Raw genomic sequence first — 18,730 nt, 5'->3', positions numbered from 1 at the left:
AGCTCACGGCTCATAGCTCATAGCTTAAAACTCTACAAACCAATGGCAGAACACCTAGAAACAGGCAAAAAAGCCGAAGACATCGCAGCCAATTTCCTCATTGAAAAAGGCTATCAAATTCTCCACAGAAATTATCGCTACGGTCGAGCAGAAATTGACTTGATTGTACGCAAAGGAATCTTCTTAGTATTCGTCGAAGTAAAATCTCTTACCAATTTAAAATTCGGAATGCCCGAAATTGGAGTAAACAGACACAAAGTAGCAATGGTAACCAAAGCCGCAGACTTTTATGTGTTTAAAAACAATTGGCATCAACAAATTCGTTTTGATATTGTGGCAGTCGTTTTCAAAAACAACACCGTTGAAGTATCACATTTTGAAGATGCTTTTTATTGATTGGAAATCTAAATCGCCATTTCTTCAATCAATTGAATAATTTGTGATAGACCTTCTGCATCCACTTCCGAAAAATCATTTAGCTCATCAGAATCCACATCAAGTACTAAAAATACTTCTCCGTTTTTATCTTTAGCAGGCAACACAATTTCAGATTTTGATGCAGAAGAACAAGCAATGTGACCAGGAAAAGCTTCTACATCTGGCACAATTACAATTTCCTTGGTCGTATAAGCATGTCCGCAAACTCCTTTATTAAAATGAATACGAGTACAAGCAATTGAACCTTGGAAAGGCCCTAACACCAATTGATTTTCTTTTTTAAGATAAAATCCAACCCAAAAGAAATTAAAAGCTTCTTTTAAAGCCGCTGAAATATTAGCAAGATTTGCCGTCAAATCGCTTTCTCCAGAAGTAAGAGCTTTGATTTGTGGCAATAAGCTTTCATAAATTTCTTGACGGTTCGTTGTTGATGGAAGATATAAATTTTCAGACATGGTATTAAACACTCGTTGTTAAGAAGTAACGTTTCATCCAGCTTTGAGCTGCACTTACTTGCCAATTATTTTTAAACTCGCCAATATTGGCAACTAAATTATTGAAAATTAAGGTTTCAGGATGAATAATTCCTTCTGCTACAAGTGCTTTAATTTTCAACATTTCTACGCTTTGAATAGCATCTTCATGAATAAAAGCGATAGAACGATCGAAGAAATTAATATTCATTTCAGCACCAAGTTCTTTTAACCAACGAGTAGAAGCATCTATCGAACAGCCAGAAGCTTGATTCTGTACTTCATCCACCGCTACAACGATAAAGCGATTATGAAATATCTTTACCGAACCCACCAAAGGCACACCATGCGCAGCCCATTGATTTACTTGTGCTTCAAGGGTTTCTTGCACATATATAAATTCAGCATCGCTTAAATTTTTATCAGTTTGATACACCCAAACACGGGCATAATCTGGCATTTTTTCAAAAGGGATAAACATAGTTTTTGTGTTTTCTTTTTCACTAAACAGATAATGGATTTTAAGTAAAATCAGTTCCTAAAACTGCAGGAAACGATTTAGTGAAAGTTAAGTATTAATTACTTTTGTTCGTAATCATCTCTCAAATAAGGCACATCGCAAACAAAATTCTAGTACTTTTGGTTAAGACTATAATTGAATTGGATACTGCATTCATCTCATAAACTTAATCAAAATGCTTATCAAACTTACTCTATTATTCGGTACTTTTTTGTTGATGGAAGGCACGGCTTGGTTTACGCACAAGTACATCATGCACGGTTTTATGTGGCGTTGGCATCGTTCGCACCATGTGCATCATAATGAAGTGTTAGAAAAAAATGATTTGTTTGCTGTTGTCTTTTCTGCGGTTTCAATCGCTACGATTGCCTTGGGGAATTTTAATCCAGATTTTTGGTATTTATTTTGGATTGGTCTGGGTGTTACTTTATATGGAATTTTCTACTTTATTTTCCATGATGTAATTGTTCATCGCAGAATCAAAATCAAATTTGTGGCAAAACATCCTTATATGAAACGGATTATGAAAGCGCATTACGTTCACCACAAAGTACATGAGCGAGAAGGCGCTGAAGCGTTTGGTTTTTTGTATGCTCCCAAAAAGTACGAAGACACTAAAGTTAAACCTTAAATTCTTTCGATATTTTCTTCTTTTACCAAATCCATATTTTGGTACTTCAAAAACACTTGAGCTAAAACGATAATGTCTTCACGACAATAAGATGCAATTTTGGGCAAATCGTTTTCTTTGTGATAAGTAAAGTTCACTTTATCTCCTGACAATTCACTTTTGCTACTTGGAATATTGAACAAACACGCCAGTAATTCTAGTGAAATGTAGTGTTTTTTATCGCCAAATTTCCACATTTCTAAAGTATCGAAATGGGCAATCTCCCAAGGTTTTTTTCCTGAAATTTGTAACGCTTTAGGAATCTCAACACCATTTACTAACATTCTTCTACACAAGTAGGGATAATCAAATTCTTTACCATTGTGCGCACAAAAAGCCAAAGTGGGTTTGTATTTTTTTTCAATCAAATTTTTGAATTCGTTCAAAATTTGCGTTTCATCGTCTCCGCTGATAGATTTTACTTTCAGACAAATTTCCTGCTCATCATTCCAATGGAAAAAACCCAAACCAATCGACACAATTTTACCAAACTCTGCATAAATTCCTGCACGGTCAAAGTAAAATTCCTCTTCATTTAATTGATTTGGATTCATCAGAAAACTGGCTTTATGTTGCCACAAAGTTTTTATTCTGTCGGAAAGTAAATTAAAATTACTTTCGGCAGAAACCGTTTCTATATCGATAAATAATAGGTTTTTAGCAAACTTCTGAAAGTCCATATAAGCTTTGAGTTATAAGCTTAAGCCGTCAGCAATGAGCTATCAGCTTTGAGCAATGTAGATGTTAATAATTTAGCTGTGAGCAACGAGCTATCAGCTTTGAGTATTTATAATTATCAATTACTTGTATTTTAGTCTTAAAATCAAAAAATCAAAAATATCTTGTCTCTTGCTTCTTGTATCTTCAATCTTAAAGTCCTAAAGTCTTCAAGTCAACAAATCCCCAAAAAAACTACTCATGCAAAACACCTTCTAAATTCAATTGATTAATAAGCATTAAATTTTCCTCACGGATAGATTCAGGCACAAAAATGAATTTTTTATCAAATATCTGATTACCAATATAATAACTCACCCAATATTCATTATTCAAATGAAATACATCTGGCGTGATAATTTCTACTTTGATAATTTCTCTTGCAGGTACTTCTTTATAAAAATGTCTAAGTTGAGATGTTTTTGTTTCTTTTCCATCTGGATTAATTCCATAACCACGAGAATTCACAAAAACGGTTTCTAAATGAACAGATAAACGATTGATTAAATATACGTCCCATTCTACTTCATTCAATTCATTAATCTTACGGGCAATGGCAATTTTTACGCCTTCAACATTGGGAAATTCTATATCTTTTTTCATTCTTTAATTTTGCTGTGAGCCTTGAGCTATGAGCGATGAGTTTTTTACTATACAGTATTCATTTTAAAATCAAAAAGCTGACAGCTCATCGCTCAAGCTCAAAGCTTCTATCTCAAAAATATCTTTTAAATGTTTCGACATTCTATCTGAAACGGCTTGGAAATCTTGGGGTTTTCCTAATTCTTGTTCAATAGATGTAACGGCTTTGTCTTCAATGCCACAAGGAACAATGTGTTTGAAATAATTCAAATCTGTATTTACGTTCAAAGCAAAACCGTGCATCGTTACCCAGCGACTAGCTTTTACGCCCATTGCGCAAATTTTTCTTGGATTTTTCTGTTCGAGATGGTCAACCCAAACGCCTGTTAAACCTTGGATTCTTCCAGCATCAATACCAAAATCCGAACAAGTACGAATCACGGCTTCTTCCAAAAAACGCATGTATTTATGAATATCTGTAAAGAAATTCTCTAAATCAAAAATCGGATAACCGACCAATTGTCCTTTCCCGTGATAAGTAATATCGCCCCCACGATTGATTTTATAATACTTGGCTTCGTATTGTTCCAAAGTATTTTCATCTAACAAAAGATGTTCAGGCTTACCACTTTTGCCTAAAGTATAAACATGTGGGTGTTCACAGAAAAGTAAGTAATTGGGCGTTAATTCCTGTTTATCAACCTCTAAATGTTTATTGTTTAGTTTTATGGCAACAATTTCTGCATGGAGTTTCTCTTGATAATCCCATGCAGTTTGGTAATCTATTAATCCCAGATTCTGGAAAATTACATTTTTATTCTGAATCACTTTCTTCTAATTTATCATCCACACTAAGATTAATCAACGCATTTTCAGCACTTATGGTTTCGCTTGAAAAACTTCTTTAAAATTACGCTTTTACATAAAAACATACCTAAATTCCATTTTCAAAGCAAGATAAATGGAATTCTTTGTTTTAATACTTTATAAATCACAAAAACTACTCATCAATATTCATCAAAAAAGGTCGTTGAATACAATATCAACGACCTTTTTTGATGCTTGAGAAAAAACAACTATAATTAATCCAGAGTGAAAAGTAAACTATAATCCCCCTCATTACCCTTACCTTTTAGGTTTGGTATTATTATACATCCATAAATATTTAATTTATCTCCTTGCTCTAACACTTCTATTTCAACATTATTTCTTTGCTTTTTTACCCATTTTGAAGCTTTAAATTCTCTTAAAGAATGTTTTGATAAAATTTTGCTAAGACAAGGGTTGTCATAATCGTAGTTATCAGTTTTGAAAGAACCGAAAAGTGGAGATGTTACCAAATACAAAACATTATCTAATTGAAAATAACCATTTATAGACATCTTGTAATGTTTAAAATAATTATTTTCACAAATTGCCGCCTCAAAAATCTTTTCTTCTAGTCCTTTAGCAACTCCACGTCTGGACTCATGAAGCAAAACTATCGCAGTTTTTTTATTGGTAAGGTTGTCTATAATCTGTGGATTAAGGGAATATACCTTTTGGATAAACCCTCTCAATGATTTTGTCGTTGTTGAGTCTGTAATTGCTAATTGAGCAATATCACATTGTGCTTGTACTTTGGATACATTCCACATTGTGAAGAATAAGAAAATTAGATAAAAAAATTGTTTTTTCATGATTTTAAAATTTTAATGTAAGATGTTAGCATTTGAACCCTGTAACACGAGTTTCCAACTCGTGCGTGAATAATAACGAGTTGGAAACTCGTGTTACAAAAAAATCCCTTCTCCAAAAGAAAAGGGATTCGACTATCTGATTTATACTTATTTTTCTTATAAATCCACTGCACAACCATAAGCTGCTTCAGTTGCTCCTTTGATAGCTTCTGAAATGGTTGGGTGTGGGTGAATAGCTGTCATGATTTCGTGAGCAGTCGTTTCTAATTTACGAGCTACCACTACTTCTGCAATCATTTCAGTTACGTTGTAGCCAATCATGTGCGCTCCTAAGAATTCGCCATATTTAGCATCAAAAATTACTTTTACGAAACCGTCTCTCGCACCTGCCGCAGTAGCTTTACCAGATGCTACAAATGGGAATTTCCCAACTTTGATTTCGTAACCTGCTTCTTTCGCTTTCTTTTCAGTTAAACCTACTGAAGCAATTTCTGGAGTACAATAAGTACAACCCGGAATGTTTGAATAATCTAAAGGTTCAACTTTATGTCCTGAAATTTTCTCAACACAAATGATACCTTCTGCCGAAGCAACGTGTGCTAAAGCTGGTCCAGGAGTAACATCACCAATTGCAAAATAGCCTGGAATGTTGGTTTCATACCATTGGTTTACTAAGATTTTACCTTTATCTGTAATAATACCAACTTCTTCTAAACCAATATTTTCAAGGTTTGAAATAACACCTGCTGCTGATAATACGATGTCTGAATCAATCGTAATATTACCATTTGGTGTTTTTACTGATACTTTACAACCTTCGCCAGTAGTATCAACAGATTCAACTGAAGAGTTTGTATGAATATCAATTCCTAATTTTTTATATTGTTTTGCTAATTCTTTTGAAACGTCTTCGTCTTCAACAGGAACAACGTTTGGTAAAAATTCTACAATCGTTACTTTCGTTCCCATTGCGGCATATACATAAGCAAATTCAACGCCGATTGCACCAGAACCAATTACAACCAATGATTTAGGTTGTGTTTCTAATGACATCGCTTTGCGGTAGTCAATTACTTTTACGCCATCAATTGGAATATTTGGTAAAGCTCTTGCTCTTGCTCCAGTAGCAATCATGATGTTTTTTGCATCATAAACTGTTACTTTTCCGTCAGCAGCCGTTACTTCAACTTTTTTGTTTTTCAAGGCTTTTCCGTTACCCATGATTACGTCAATTTTGTTCTTTTTCATTAAGAATTGAACACCTTTTGACATTGAATCGGCAACACCACGAGAACGCTTAATGACTGCTCCAAAATCGGCATGAGATTCAGAAACCGTGATTCCGTAATCGGCAGCGTGTTTGATGTATTCAAATACTTGTGCAGATTTTAGTAATGCCTTAGTAGGAATACAACCCCAGTTCAGACAGATACCACCTAAAGACTCACGCTCCACTACCGCACATTTCAAACCCAATTGCGAAGCACGGATTGCCGCTACATATCCACCAGGACCTGAGCCAATCACGATTAAATCATAAACTTGTGCCATTTAATTTTTATTTTTTAAGGGTAATTTCAAATTTTATGCTACAAAGATAAGGATAAGCGGGGAATTGAAAGGAGCTTAGCAAGAAGTTTTTAGCCGAAGTATCAGTACATCTACTTTATCTCTCTAAGTTTTGTCTTAAAAAAATGCTCTCCAACAAGATTTTTCCTTACATTAGTCTAACGATAAACACTATTTTTTGATTCCCTATTGAAACAATGGAAAATATTTCAAAAAGCTCTTTTGAAGAAACCAGTTACCTCTCTCATGAATCTTGGTTTGCCAAACAGTATCCCGATCAAGAAAAACGTTTGAATACCATTCGTAAATGGCAAAAAAGTATTGAAGATAATACGATAGATTACTGGCTTCATCAACGTTTATTTGACCTTGCCAATCCTTTAATTAATTCAAATGACCATTGGCTAACCGTGGGCGATGGCTACGGTTTTGATGCAAATTATTTTGCTAGAAATGGATGTAAAGTAATGGCTACAGATATCGGCGGAGCATTTTTGCCTTTAGTAAAAGCACAAAAATTGATTGATGATTTTTCGGTAGAAAACGTTGAAAAACTCTCTTTTGACGACAATTCCTTCGATTATGTTTTTTGTAAAGAAGCTTATCACCATTTTCCAAGAGCTTATTTGGGTGTTTATGAAATGATTAGAGTAGCCAAAAAAGCCATCATTTTGGCTGAACCACAAGACCCATTGACCAAAATGCCTTTGATGCTTGCGGTTAAAAATATCCTCGACCGTTTCGACCCCACCATTTTACAGAAGTACTGGAAAAACCGTTACTCTTTTGAAGAAGTTGGCAATTATGTCTTTAAACTTTCGGACAGGGAAATGGAAAAAATAGCGATGGGTATGAATTTACCCGCTATCGCCTTCAAGGGAATTAATAATTCTTATTGGAAAGCTGGTCTCGATACCGAAATTGCCAATAATACTTCGGCGGCTTTTCGTAAAATCCAGTCGAAACTTCGTAGAGATAATTTACTTTGTAAACTCGGCATTTTGCCTTACCAAGTGTTGAGTGCAGTTATTTTCAAAACCTTACCGACTCAGGAAACCATCACAAAATTGAAAAATGAAGGATATTTGTATTACGAGTTTCCTAAAAATCCTTATTTATAAAAGCAAGAAACATTTCATGACAAAGCCTTCTAATCCAAAAATTTAGAAGGCTTTGTTTTTTCTAACTATCTTTGTCAATGGAAGTTTCTAAATGGTTTTTGTATGAATCATCTTCGATTTAATTACTCTTCAGAACTGACATTTACGAAATTAAAATACTTTAACGCATGACAAAAGACAGGTTCAATGACCTGAAAGCCAAAGTAGAGGCTTTGAGGGGGTATCTTTGACTACGATAATAAGAAATTCCAGATTGAGGAATTAGAAGTAATTACGCTCGACCCTGAGTTTTGGTCGGATTCTAAAAAAGCAGAATCGACGATGCAAAAGATTAGAGCTTTGAAGTTTTGGACAATCGGTTTCGACCAACTCAATACTTTTGTTGACGACCTTGACACCATTTGGGAGTTTTACGAAATGGGCGAAGCTACCGAAGCTGAAGTAGATGCCGAAGGAGCAAAATTAGAGGAGAAATTAGCTGAATTAGAATTCCGCAAAATGATGTCTGACGAAGGCGATAGTATGTCGGCAGTACTTGAAATCAACGCAGGTGCTGGCGGAACAGAATCGCAAGACTGGGCAAGTATGCTGATGCGTATGTACATTATGTGGGCTGAAAAAAATGGTTTCAAAGTAAAAGAAGCCGACCATAACGATGGCGATGTAGCGGGCATTAAATCAGTTACTTTGGAAATCGACGGTGAATATGCTTACGGAAACCTGAAATCTGAAAATGGTGTGCATCGTTTAGTAAGAATTTCTCCTTTTGATTCAAACGCTCGTCGTCATACTTCATTTGCTTCGGTTTATGTGTATCCTTTGGCGGATGATTCTATCGAAATCGAGGTAAATCCAGCAGATATTGATTGGGATACTTTCCGTTCGGGCGGAGCAGGTGGACAAAACGTCAACAAGGTAGAAACGGCTGTTCGTTTAACCCACAGACCTTCGGGAATTATCATTGCTTGTCAGCAAGAACGCTCACAATTGATGAACAAAGAGGTAGCTTTACGACTTTTGAAATCGAAATTGTATCAGATAGAAATTGACAAACGCAATGCTGCCAGAGCAGAAGTAGAAGCAGGTAAAAAGAAAATTGAGTGGGGTTCACAAATCAGAAGTTATGTGTTGGATGATAGACGAGTGAAAGACCACCGAACGAATTATCAAACTTCTAATACTGATGCCGTACTAAATGGTGAAATCAATGAGTTTATCAAGGCTTATTTGATGGAAGCTTAATTAGAACTGAAGGATTTTAGACTTGAAGACTTTAGATTTTTTTGCTTTCTGTAGAGAAAAAAGATTAGATATTAAGCATCATATTGAGCGGTAACCCTTGCGGTTACCGTTTTTTGTTTACACCTCTGCTTATCCTAATTTTCATCTAAAAACATCTCGAATCATTCTCAAAGTATCTCCCGACATACTTTTTTGCGGTATTTTGCGGGATTTAGTATCTCTCGACATACTAAAAGAATATATCGAGATACTTTTTTGCGGTATTTTGCGGTAAAAAGTATCTCTTGATATACTTGAAGTATGTATTGAGATACTTTTAGTATCTTTTTTACTTTAAAAACCGAAGAGAACCGCAAAAACACCATAAAGCAAGCCTCAATGCCTTCAATTAATTTGTGTTTGTATTTTCAACCAACCCTTGTTACTACCCTTAGGGGTGAAAAATACTTGTAAAGTATCTCCACTATAATAATCATGTCTTACATCAATATTAATCTTTCCTTTCGATAAAGGGAAAGAAGTGTGCATTTGAAATTTGGGCGTTTTCTTTCCTTTTATTAAAACAACCTCTTTAGCTCCATACGCAACTTTAGCATCAGCATCAATTTCTCCCGTAATTTTAATAAGTATAAAATTATTGTATTTCTGATGCGGAGCAGAAACGGAATCAATAAAGGAAATTGGCTTTGAAATATCATTGATATTGAATACTGCAAATTTATCTGAGGTAGTTGGTATAAAAAACAATAATATTCCTATTACAACCAAGCCTATCGTTATTTTAAAAATTACTCTTAATATAGAGGATACCCCTTTTGTTTTCTCTTTATTGGTCATGAAGATATGGCGTTATCAATATTTACACTGGTAAAGTTTGAACTGTGTAAAATTCTGTTTTTACTATAGTCAAAGATACAAAACCACACCTTACTTCTTAAAAGAAATGGCGACATTCTGTTTTTAGTTATCCTCCTCCTCAAAGAAATTGCTAATCAAATAATAATAAACAATTATCAAAACTGCTATTCTCTCCTACTTGTGTAAAGTTAACATTATGCCTATTTTAACTTTTAGGCTGGTTATAATTTGGTAATATTTAAAACCGTTTCGAGCAAAATAGTGAAGATAATTTTGTGTTCAACAATTCACTTAATCCATCTTCAACATGCAAATCCTTACTCTTTACTTCACAAAAAAGAGTCCCTTTAAAAAGCTCTTTTTACTATTTTTTATTACTCTTTTGGGTAATATATCTTTCGGACAAGGTACTGATGCTACCATTTCTGGAAAAGTGCTAGACGAAAAAGGCGAAGTTGTGCCTGGTGTTTCTATCCGTGTTAAAAATGAATCTACAGGTTTTCAAACAGGAACAGTTACCAATACGCAAGGCGAATATCATCTACAACAATTACCCCTCGGAAAGCCCTATTCTATCACCTTTTCTTTCGTGGGTTATCAAACACAAAAGTTTTCAAATTATGCCTTGAACCAAGGAGATAAATTGAAAATTGATACCAAACTTGTTCAGGGAAGTACCCAATTATCAGAAGTAACTGTTAGTGCAAATTCTTTTGTGAATAAAGAAACTGAGCGTGCTGGTGCTGCTATTGCGGTTACTTCTTTACAAATGAAACAGTTGCCAATGGAAGGTAGAAACTTTTCAGCTTTAACGGCTTTATCTCCATTACAAGGTAAAAATGGTAGTTTTAGCGGTCAGCGTTCTTCATCTACCAATGTTACAATGGATGGTGTAAATGCCCGTAGCATGTACACTAACGGTACTGTAGGAAATGGACCTTATACCATTTCGCAAGAAGCCATTCGTGAATTTCAGGTTTCTACCAACAATTATGATGTTACGCAAGGTCGCCAAGGTGGGGGTTCTGTTAATGCGGTAACTAAAAATGGTACAAATACAACGGAAGGTTCAGCCTTTTTCTATCAGCGTGCTAGTCAGGCTTCGTTATTTGGCAACAAATTATTCCCATTAAATAGCGAATACAATGCCAACGGAACACCAAGAACAACTAATATCGACCAAAAACAGTATGGTTTCTCATTAGGTGGTGCTTTAATCAAAGATAAACTTCATTACTTCGTTGCTTTCGACCGCCAGAATGAAACAATTCCTTTCCAAATTGCGCCTGTTTACAATGCTTTACAAGAACAAAACTTCGGAATTACTAAAGCTAATTTAGATCAGTTAATTGCTGTGGCTAGAGAAAAGTATGGCATGAAAAATACACAACAATATGGAGATTTTTCGAGAGAGACGGTGGCTAATGCTATTTTTGCTCGTTTAGATTGGCAGATTAATGAAAAAAATAAACTGACTTTCCGTAATAACTTGACTACTTGGAACAGCCCAATGTCAACAAGTGATAACTCTAACATCAATTTATTAGAAAGCTGGATTGGCTTTAAATCTACAGAAAACAGCTCATTACTTTCTTTACGCTCTGATTTAGCGCCAGATTTAACCAACGAATTGAAATTCCAATTTCAAACAGTTTCTCGTAATTACATCGTTAGTTCAGATTTACCAACGGAAAACATTCCAAGAGCCATTATCACAGTAAGGTCGGTAATTCCTACAGAAAGTAATCCGAATGCTACACAAACTAGAACAGTACAATTTGGTGGACAAAGATTTGGTACAGAATACGCTAAAGACAAAACCATTCAATTAGCCAATACAACTTATTTAAGAAGAGGTAATTTGAATTTCAAATTCGGAACAGATAATATGTTGACTTTCTTGGATTCTAAAATCGTAAACGAAATGAATGGACGTTTCTTCTTTTCAAGTTTACAAGATTTTATTGACAAAAAGCCAAGCAGATATGCTCGTGAAGTACCTTTGGTGAATCCAGCAGTGAAACAATCTTTGTTAGATTTAGCCCTTTTTGCACAAGTAGAATTTGAACCTTTCAAAAACGTAACGGCAATGGCGGGTTTGCGTTATGATGCTACAATTTTCTTTAAACAAGGAGATGCTAACCCACTTACAGAAAGCAAATTAGGCATTAAAACCAATAATACTTTAGCTGATTATAACAATATTCAACCAAGATTACAATTGACTTGGGATGTGGATGGTCGCCAGAAAGATATTATTAAATTTGGTGGAGGTATTTTCTCAGCGCAGCCAGTTTCGTATTTACAATTGAACAACATCCAAAACGCTGGTACAATTGTAGGTTCAATCGACGTTTCGGGTACAGGAGTACCAAGTCCAGATTTTGCGGCTTATCGTAATAATCCTGCTTCTACTCCGGGTATTCCAGCGGGTTCAAGCTATATTTCTACCATCAATGCCGTAAGTAAAGATTTCCAAGTACCTTCAATTTATAAAATCAACTTCTCTTACAACCGTTTCTTTAATGCAAGATTCCGTGCGGGTATCAACTTGTTATGGTCTAAAACAGTTAATAACTATGTTTATTACGACAGAAACATTGTTGACCAACCTTACTTTACATTGAGCAACGAAGCGAATCGTGGTGTGTATGTTCCTGCCAATACTATTCCAGCGAATGGTTCTACCGACTGGACAAAAGGTAGAAAATCAGATGAATTAGGAAGAGTATTAGAATTAGAATCTTCTGGAAAATTAGACCAAATTGCGGTAGTCATTGATGCAAGTATGAAAATTGGTAGAGATGGATATTTTACCATTAGCTATACTAAAAACGATACCAAAGATAATAGCTCGTTCAACTGCTGTGTAGCCAATACTTCTACTTTCAGACCAGTTGTTGATGACCCACGTGACCAAACAGTTTCTTATTCTGACGACCAATTCTCTGATAAATTAGTCGTTTCAGCGGCTACTCCAACGGTAAAAGGTTTTCAGTTAGGTGCAATTTTTAATGGTGTTGGCGGTACTCGTTACTCATTCTTAGTAGGTGGAAACAAGAGTATTAATGGCGACTTTGTATTAACAAACGACTTGGCTTATGTTTTTGACCCAAATGGTGCTAATGTTCCAGAAGCCATCAGAAAAGGAATTCAAGGTTTGTTGGATAATCCAGACGTTACTCCAAGTGTAAAAACTTATATTCGTGAAAATATCGGTAAAGTAGCTGAAAGAAATGGTGGTGTAAATCCATTTTATTATACTGTAGATTTACGTTTGACGAAAGATGTTAGATTCTTGAACAAACACAACATTTCTCTTTCGGCTGATTGCTTCAACTTTATGAATTTATTAAATAAAGATTTAGGCGTAAGTTATAACCACGGAAATGTTAACTTAGTCTCGATGACGGGCTTCGACCAAGCTACTAAAAATTATGCTTACAATGTAGAAACTGGAGCAGGAAGAAAATTATCAACTGCTGGCGGTACTCCTTGGAGAATCCAATTAGGTTTAAGATATTCATTTTAAGAAATCTCTTTATTCATAGTGATTAGTAAATAGTGATTGGTGATTGGCATTCCAAGACTCTAATTATCAAGAAATTACGATAAAAAATGTTAGTTAAATTGTAACCATCACTTACTATCCTTTCAAAAAACGGTTACTTATGTAACCGTTTTTTGTCATTTAAAAATTACTTATCACGATTCAAATTCCTAAAATATAGTTATTAAAGTCTCATATTTCCACATACTTTCTGAACAAACCATTTCAACAAATGAAACATGTAAGCTTTTTCATCGGCATAATTTTATGCTGTTTGGCTTGTAATCCAAAACAAAGCTCCAATCAAAATCGCAAAGACCCCATTCTTGAAAGTCTGGTCGCAAAAAGAGTTACACTTCCTAATGGTTGGTCACTAACGCCCGTAGGCAAAAGTATTCAATTAAATGATTTACCTTTAAATTTAGTGGTTTCGCCTTCGCAAAAACTATTGGCTGTTACCAACAACGGACAAAGTACTCAGAGTATTACTTTGATTGATGCTGCTACCGAAAAAGTATTGGATGATGTCATCATCAAAAAATCTTGGGTAGGTTTAGCGTTCAGTCAAGATGAAAAATACTTGTATGCTTCTGGTGGCAACGATAACGTAGTGGTGATTTATAAAATAGAAAACCAAAAACTGATTCAAGACGGAGAAATTACTTTAGGAGAAGCTTTTCCAAAAGCTAAAATTTCACCTGCTGGCATTTGTGTGGATGCAAATCGTTTGTATGTAGTTGCTAAAGATTCAAAGTCTTTGTTTATCTGTGATTTGGCTACCAGAAAAGTTATCAAAGAAGAAAAACTAAGTGCCGAACCATATACTTGTATGTTAGCACCCAACAGCAATGAGTTATACATTACGCTTTGGGGAGGAGCAAAAGTAATCGTTTATAATCCAGCTCAGTCGAAAATCACGGCTGAAATTGCAACGAATAGTCATCCAAACGATATGGTTTTTACAAAAGATGGCAAGTATTTATTCGTTCCTAACGGAAATGATAATACTGTTTCGGTGATTGAAACTTCCACCAAAAGATTGATTGAACACATTTCTGCCTCATTATATCCAAACGCTCCGATTGGCTCAACACCCAATGCTGTGGCACTTTCGCCAGACGAAAATACACTTTACATCGCCAATGCTGATAATAACTGTTTAGCCGTTTTTGATGTTAGTCAGAAAGGAAAAAGTTTATCGAAAGGTTTTATTCCAACAGGCTGGTATCCAACCGCAGTAAAAACCATCGGAGATAAAATTTATGTAACTAACGGTAAAGGCTTTAGTTCAAAACCAAATCCAAAAGGGCCCAATCCATTAGCCAAAAAGAAACCACAAGAAGTAGGTGCAAACCCAGAAGCCAACAAAGAAGTAGTAGAATATATTGCGGGTTTGTTGAAAGGAACGATGTCAATCATTGATGTTCCTAATGAGCAAACTTTGGCGAGTTATTCGCAAGTAGTTTTTCAAAATACTCCTTATAGCAAAGCAGTAGAAAAATTAGCGATGGGCGAAAGCGATAATCCAATTCCAATGAAAGTCGGAGGAAAATCTCCAATTAAATATGTATTCTATATCATCAAAGAAAATCGTACTTATGACCAAGTTTTGGGTGATGTAAAAGAAGGAAATGGCGACCCTTCGCTTTGTATTTTTCCTGAAAAATTAACGCCTAATCAACATAAAATTGTAAGAGATTATGTGTTGTTGGATAATTTTTATGTGGATGCGGAAGTGTCCGCCGACGGACATAACTGGTCAACCGCAGCCTATGCCAATGACTATGTAGAGAAAAACTGGGTAACAAGTTATGGAGGAAGAGGTGGTTCTTACGATTTTGAAGGTCAGCGAGAAATTGCTTATCCTAAAAATGGTTTTATTTGGGATTTCTGTAAAAGAGCCAATATTCCTTTTAGAACTTATGGAGAATTTGCCGATGGCCCAGAAGGAAATTATGCAGGTGTAAAAGGAAATGTTTGTAGAAATTATAAAGGTTGGGACATGAACTTCAAAGATTCTGACCGTGAAAAGCAATGGGAAGCAGATTTTGATTCTTTGTTGGCCATCAATGCTGTTCCTCGTTTCAGCAGTTTAAGAATGGGAAATGACCATACATCTGGTTCAAGAAAAGGGGCATTTAGTGTAGAAGCAGCCATTGCCGATAACGATTTAGCAGTTGGAAATTTCATAGAACATCTTTCAAAATCTAAAATCTGGAAAGAATCGGTCGTGTTTATTTTGGAAGATGATGCACAAAATGGTTCAGACCACGTTGATGCTCACCGTTCTACGGCTTATGTGGTGAGTCCTTATACCAAAAGAAAATTTGTAGATCATACGATGTACTCTACTTCGGGGATGTTGAGAACGATGGAATTGATTTTAGGTTTACCGCCAATGAGTCAATACGATGCAGGAGCAACGCCATTGTTTAGATGTTTTACCAAAAATATTGACTTAACACCTTTTAAAGCTTTGCCAGCGAATGTTGATATTAACCAAAGAAATCTTGCTATCAACACAGGAAAACGCAAAACTAATTTTGATTTTAGTCACGAAGATGCTGCTCCAGATTTAGCTTTTAACGAAGACATTTGGAAAGTAATGAGAGGAGAAAATAGCAAAATGCCTCCTCCAAAAAGAAGTGCTTTTGTGAAAATCCCTGCTAAAGCAGAAAAGGAAGACGAAGATGATGATGATTAATTGACTTTGTTAAACTTGGATACTTCTGAATTTTCTCTTGAAAAAAGCAAGTTTAAAAGGTTTTAATATCTTTTGGATTTATTCTCGTCCTTACTTTTTGCCTTGATGCAAAAAGTAACAAAAAAATCAAGAATTCCTAAACTCGCTTCGCTCAAACAGTAGGAATTCGTTGCTCATCAATCATAAAAAAGCGGTCTAAATTAGTTTTTAGACCGCTTTTTTGTGATTTTAAAATTCGGGATGACTCATGTTTGTAAAATAAGTAAGATATATCAATATTTTAAATTCATAACTCATACTTCATATCTCATAATTTTTGTTTAACTCTTCTTAAAAACGATACATTAAAGTCGCAATCAAACTTCTACCAACGCCATTAATTCCTGAACCATGTGTGCGGTAATCAACATTAAAAATATTTTGAAATGAACCTATCAAAGTAACATTTTTATATTCGTAACCCGTATAAATATTTAGTACATTCCAGCCATTTGTTCCCCCTTTTGGAATTCTATTGTCATCTTTATCGCCTTGTGCCAATCGGTCTTGTTTTCCAGCAAAGATGTCTTCTACTTTTACAAAAAAAGAAGTATTGGCTTGATAATGTACTCCTACTCTACCCGACAACGGAGGAATTCTTCTTACAGGTTCGTTCTTGGTTTCATTTTGTCCATAAGTATAAGCTAAGTCTGTATAAATTTTAATTTCAGGTAAAACCATCCATTCCGTTGCCCATTCAAAACCTTGTATATAGGCTTTTTCAACATTCTCTTTTCGGTAAACCTGATAATCATTTATCTTTTGTCCTTCTACTTTTACTCTAGCAATCAAATTTCTTAACTGATTATGATACAAAGCAACACTTGAAGAAAAGTTAGTCGTTCTGAATTTATAGCCCCATTCAACATTATAAGAATTTTCAGGTTTTAAATTGGCTGTTGGTAATTCATAACGAAAATCTACAATCCCTAAAGTTCCCATATCATCAATATTAGGTGCTCTGAAACCCGTATTAAACGATAAGTAAGTCATAGAATGATTTTCCAGATGATAACCTAATGCTAAATTTCCCACCAAAGCCTGTGGCGAAACATTTACTTCTCCTAAAGTTTGGTCATTTACATGGATAGAATAAGCATTGAAGCGAGCGCCAAAATTTACATCCCATTTATTCAAATTAATGTGGTGAAGAGAATAAAGCCCATAACTATTGAAGCTTGAAGCATCAGGATATAAACCTCTGCTATAAGTAGTTTTATTGCTTTGTAAATCTGTATCTTGTTTCGTACTGTTTACTTTATCAGCATAAAACTCTATTCCAGAACTAGCATCCCAATTAGCTAAAATTTCAGAACGTACATTGATAAAAGAACCAAAGGTTTTTACTTGATCGTTTTCTATTCGATATACATTCGAACCATTTTTCTGAGAATTTCGCCCTTCCTCAGTACTTTGATAAGAAATATTGAAAGCCAAATTTTTCAGTAAACGGTTTTCGCTTTTAATATCAAATTGTAGATATGAAAGCGCTCTTTTCTGTGGAGACATTTCATTAATCTTAAAGTTTTCAAGCTTTACTTTATGATAAACAGGTACATTACTTTGCTTTAAATTTTGATGAGTGGCTGTTAAATAAATATTTTTTGAAAGCTGGAATTTAGCTTTTACATCAAACGCTAATTCATCATAACCCGAAGGAGATTGTACTCCAGTAGTATCGCCACCGATTAAGTCACCAAACTTTCTGATACTCAAACCCGCTTTCACTGCCATTTTCTGAGTAGCGAAAGAGAGTTCTGTTCTAGCCGTTTTTTCAAGGGATGATGTACCATAACGCAATACTGCATTTCCATTAAGCATTGGTTTATCAATCGCAAAAACAGGACTGGCAGTATTGATTTGCAAAGTTCCGCCCAAGGCATCAGAACCATATTGTACAGAACCTCCGCCTTTGTATATTTCGACATTTTGAATTAGAAATGGGTCTATCGTATTTAAGTATTGGTTTGGTCCATAACGAAAAGTGCTGTTATTTAGACGAATGCCATCAATTAAAATCAGCGTTTGGTTTCCAGTCAAACCTCTTAGAAAAGGAGAACCTCCACCATGATTTGTTTTTTGTACAAACACGCCGTTGGCACCAAATAGAGTTTCTGGAGTACTTCTGTATTGATAATTCTTTAGGTTTTTAGCATTTAGTACCGCTACAGAACCCATCGTATTAAATACCTTCTGCTCACTTCTTTGAGCAATTATCGTTACTTCATCCAATAAGAAGTTTTGTTTTTTTATCGTTGAATCCGTAGCGATTGAGAGACTCAGTACTAGACAAGTAAAAATTGACATTTTGTTTGTTTTTCGGGTTGATAATAATTATCCTTTGAGGCCTAATGTGATATTTTTTGAACCCTCAATTTTTACAATTCTCCTTAAAATACCTATTGATTCTTTTTATCAAATAATTAAGGTTTAGCTTCTTTATTATCCCTCAAACTTAAATAGATTATCTTTCCGAATAAACACAGCGATTCTTCGTTATTATCTTAAATGATAAAACATTTTCAATTTATAATTTCCCATCTTCCTCAAACTTCTTTTACTATTTAT

Annotated in this window: 15 protein-coding genes; 6 read left to right on the top strand and 9 right to left on the bottom strand. The window is 34.9% G+C overall.

Going from position 1 to position 18,730, the window contains the following annotated elements; translation table 11 throughout:
• Window positions 1-42: 42 nt before the first annotated feature.
• Complete coding sequence (locus ABID42_RS13235; RefSeq protein ID WP_367284049.1) at window positions 43-396, top strand: YraN family protein; 354 nt, start codon at window positions 43-45, stop codon at window positions 394-396.
• Between the two features lie 8 nt (window positions 397-404).
• Here ABID42_RS13235 and ABID42_RS13230 read toward each other — a convergent pair whose 3' ends face one another.
• The gene (locus tag ABID42_RS13230) at window positions 405-893 is read right to left on the bottom strand and encodes a GAF domain-containing protein (RefSeq protein WP_367284048.1); all 489 of its coding nucleotides are present in this window, start codon (window positions 891-893) and stop codon (window positions 405-407) included.
• 4 nt (window positions 894-897) lie between these two features.
• Complete coding sequence (locus ABID42_RS13225) at window positions 898-1,392, bottom strand: hypothetical protein (protein WP_367284047.1); 495 nt, start codon at window positions 1,390-1,392, stop codon at window positions 898-900.
• Between the two features lie 214 nt (window positions 1,393-1,606).
• Between ABID42_RS13225 and ABID42_RS13220 the strand changes: the two genes are divergently transcribed.
• Window positions 1,607-2,062 (top strand): sterol desaturase family protein, encoded by a 456-nt coding sequence (locus ABID42_RS13220; protein ID WP_367284046.1) that lies wholly within the window; start codon window positions 1,607-1,609, stop codon window positions 2,060-2,062.
• Here ABID42_RS13220 and ABID42_RS13215 read toward each other — a convergent pair.
• From ABID42_RS13215 to lpdA, 5 genes are all read right to left on the bottom strand, one after another.
• A complete protein-coding gene (locus ABID42_RS13215) occupies window positions 2,059-2,781 on the bottom strand; it encodes a 3'-5' exonuclease (RefSeq protein WP_367284045.1) in 723 nt (240 codons plus the stop codon). The two genes, ABID42_RS13220 and ABID42_RS13215, sit on opposite strands and share 4 nt — an antisense overlap.
• A 232-nt stretch (window positions 2,782-3,013) precedes the next feature.
• A complete protein-coding gene (locus ABID42_RS13210; RefSeq protein WP_367284044.1) occupies window positions 3,014-3,421 on the bottom strand; it encodes a hypothetical protein in 408 nt (135 codons plus the stop codon).
• 69 nt (window positions 3,422-3,490) lie between these two features.
• Window positions 3,491-4,228, bottom strand: coding sequence for a lipoyl(octanoyl) transferase LipB (gene lipB / locus ABID42_RS13205; protein WP_367284043.1), 738 nt, complete (start codon window positions 4,226-4,228; stop codon window positions 3,491-3,493).
• A gap of 254 nt (window positions 4,229-4,482) precedes the next feature.
• On the bottom strand, window positions 4,483-5,079 hold the full coding sequence (locus ABID42_RS13200; RefSeq protein WP_367284042.1) for a hypothetical protein: 597 nt from the start codon (window positions 5,077-5,079) through the stop codon (window positions 4,483-4,485).
• A gap of 156 nt (window positions 5,080-5,235) precedes the next feature.
• Window positions 5,236-6,630 carry a dihydrolipoyl dehydrogenase gene (gene lpdA, locus ABID42_RS13195; RefSeq protein ID WP_323260619.1) on the bottom strand — a complete coding sequence of 465 codons (1,395 nt, stop codon included), beginning with the start codon at window positions 6,628-6,630 and terminating at the stop codon, window positions 5,236-5,238.
• A 215-nt stretch (window positions 6,631-6,845) separates the two neighbouring features.
• Between lpdA and ABID42_RS13190 the strand changes: the two genes are divergently transcribed.
• The gene (locus tag ABID42_RS13190) at window positions 6,846-7,769 is read left to right on the top strand and encodes a class I SAM-dependent methyltransferase (protein WP_323260621.1); all 924 of its coding nucleotides are present in this window, start codon (window positions 6,846-6,848) and stop codon (window positions 7,767-7,769) included.
• A 167-nt stretch (window positions 7,770-7,936) separates the two neighbouring features.
• Window positions 7,937-9,011, top strand: a protein-coding gene (gene prfB, locus ABID42_RS13185; protein ID WP_323260623.1) for a peptide chain release factor 2 whose coding sequence is annotated in 2 segments (ribosomal slippage) — window positions 7,937-7,996 and window positions 7,998-9,011 — 1,074 coding nt in all. Because the reading frame shifts where the segments join, the coding sequence is not laid out codon by codon here.
• 384 nt (window positions 9,012-9,395) lie between these two features.
• Here prfB and ABID42_RS13180 read toward each other — a convergent pair.
• Window positions 9,396-9,848, bottom strand: a complete 453-nt coding sequence (locus tag ABID42_RS13180; RefSeq protein ID WP_367284041.1) for a hypothetical protein — start codon at window positions 9,846-9,848, stop codon at window positions 9,396-9,398.
• Window positions 9,849-10,176: 328 nt separating this feature from the next.
• Here ABID42_RS13180 and ABID42_RS13175 point away from each other — a divergent pair, with 328 nt between their 5' ends.
• Together ABID42_RS13175 and ABID42_RS13170 are read left to right on the top strand one after the other, a co-directional pair.
• The gene (locus tag ABID42_RS13175; protein WP_367284040.1) at window positions 10,177-13,401 is read left to right on the top strand and encodes a TonB-dependent receptor; all 3,225 of its coding nucleotides are present in this window, start codon (window positions 10,177-10,179) and stop codon (window positions 13,399-13,401) included.
• 250 nt (window positions 13,402-13,651) lie between these two features.
• Window positions 13,652-16,123 (top strand): beta-propeller fold lactonase family protein, encoded by a 2,472-nt coding sequence (locus ABID42_RS13170; RefSeq protein ID WP_367284039.1) that lies wholly within the window; start codon window positions 13,652-13,654, stop codon window positions 16,121-16,123.
• Window positions 16,124-16,453: 330 nt separating this feature from the next.
• On the opposite strand, the gene ABID42_RS13165 is transcribed toward ABID42_RS13170, so the two are convergent.
• On the bottom strand, window positions 16,454-18,469 hold the full coding sequence (locus ABID42_RS13165) for a TonB-dependent receptor plug domain-containing protein (protein ID WP_367284038.1): 2,016 nt from the start codon (window positions 18,467-18,469) through the stop codon (window positions 16,454-16,456).
• Window positions 18,470-18,730: the final 261 nt, after the last annotated feature.

This window comes from Arcicella rosea, assembly GCF_040543805.1.
In the GTDB taxonomy this organism is placed as follows: Bacteria; Bacteroidota; Bacteroidia; order Cytophagales; family Spirosomataceae; genus Arcicella; species Arcicella rosea.
Note: the sequence above shows the minus strand (reverse complement) of the source record. Positions and strands in the feature narration are given on the sequence as shown.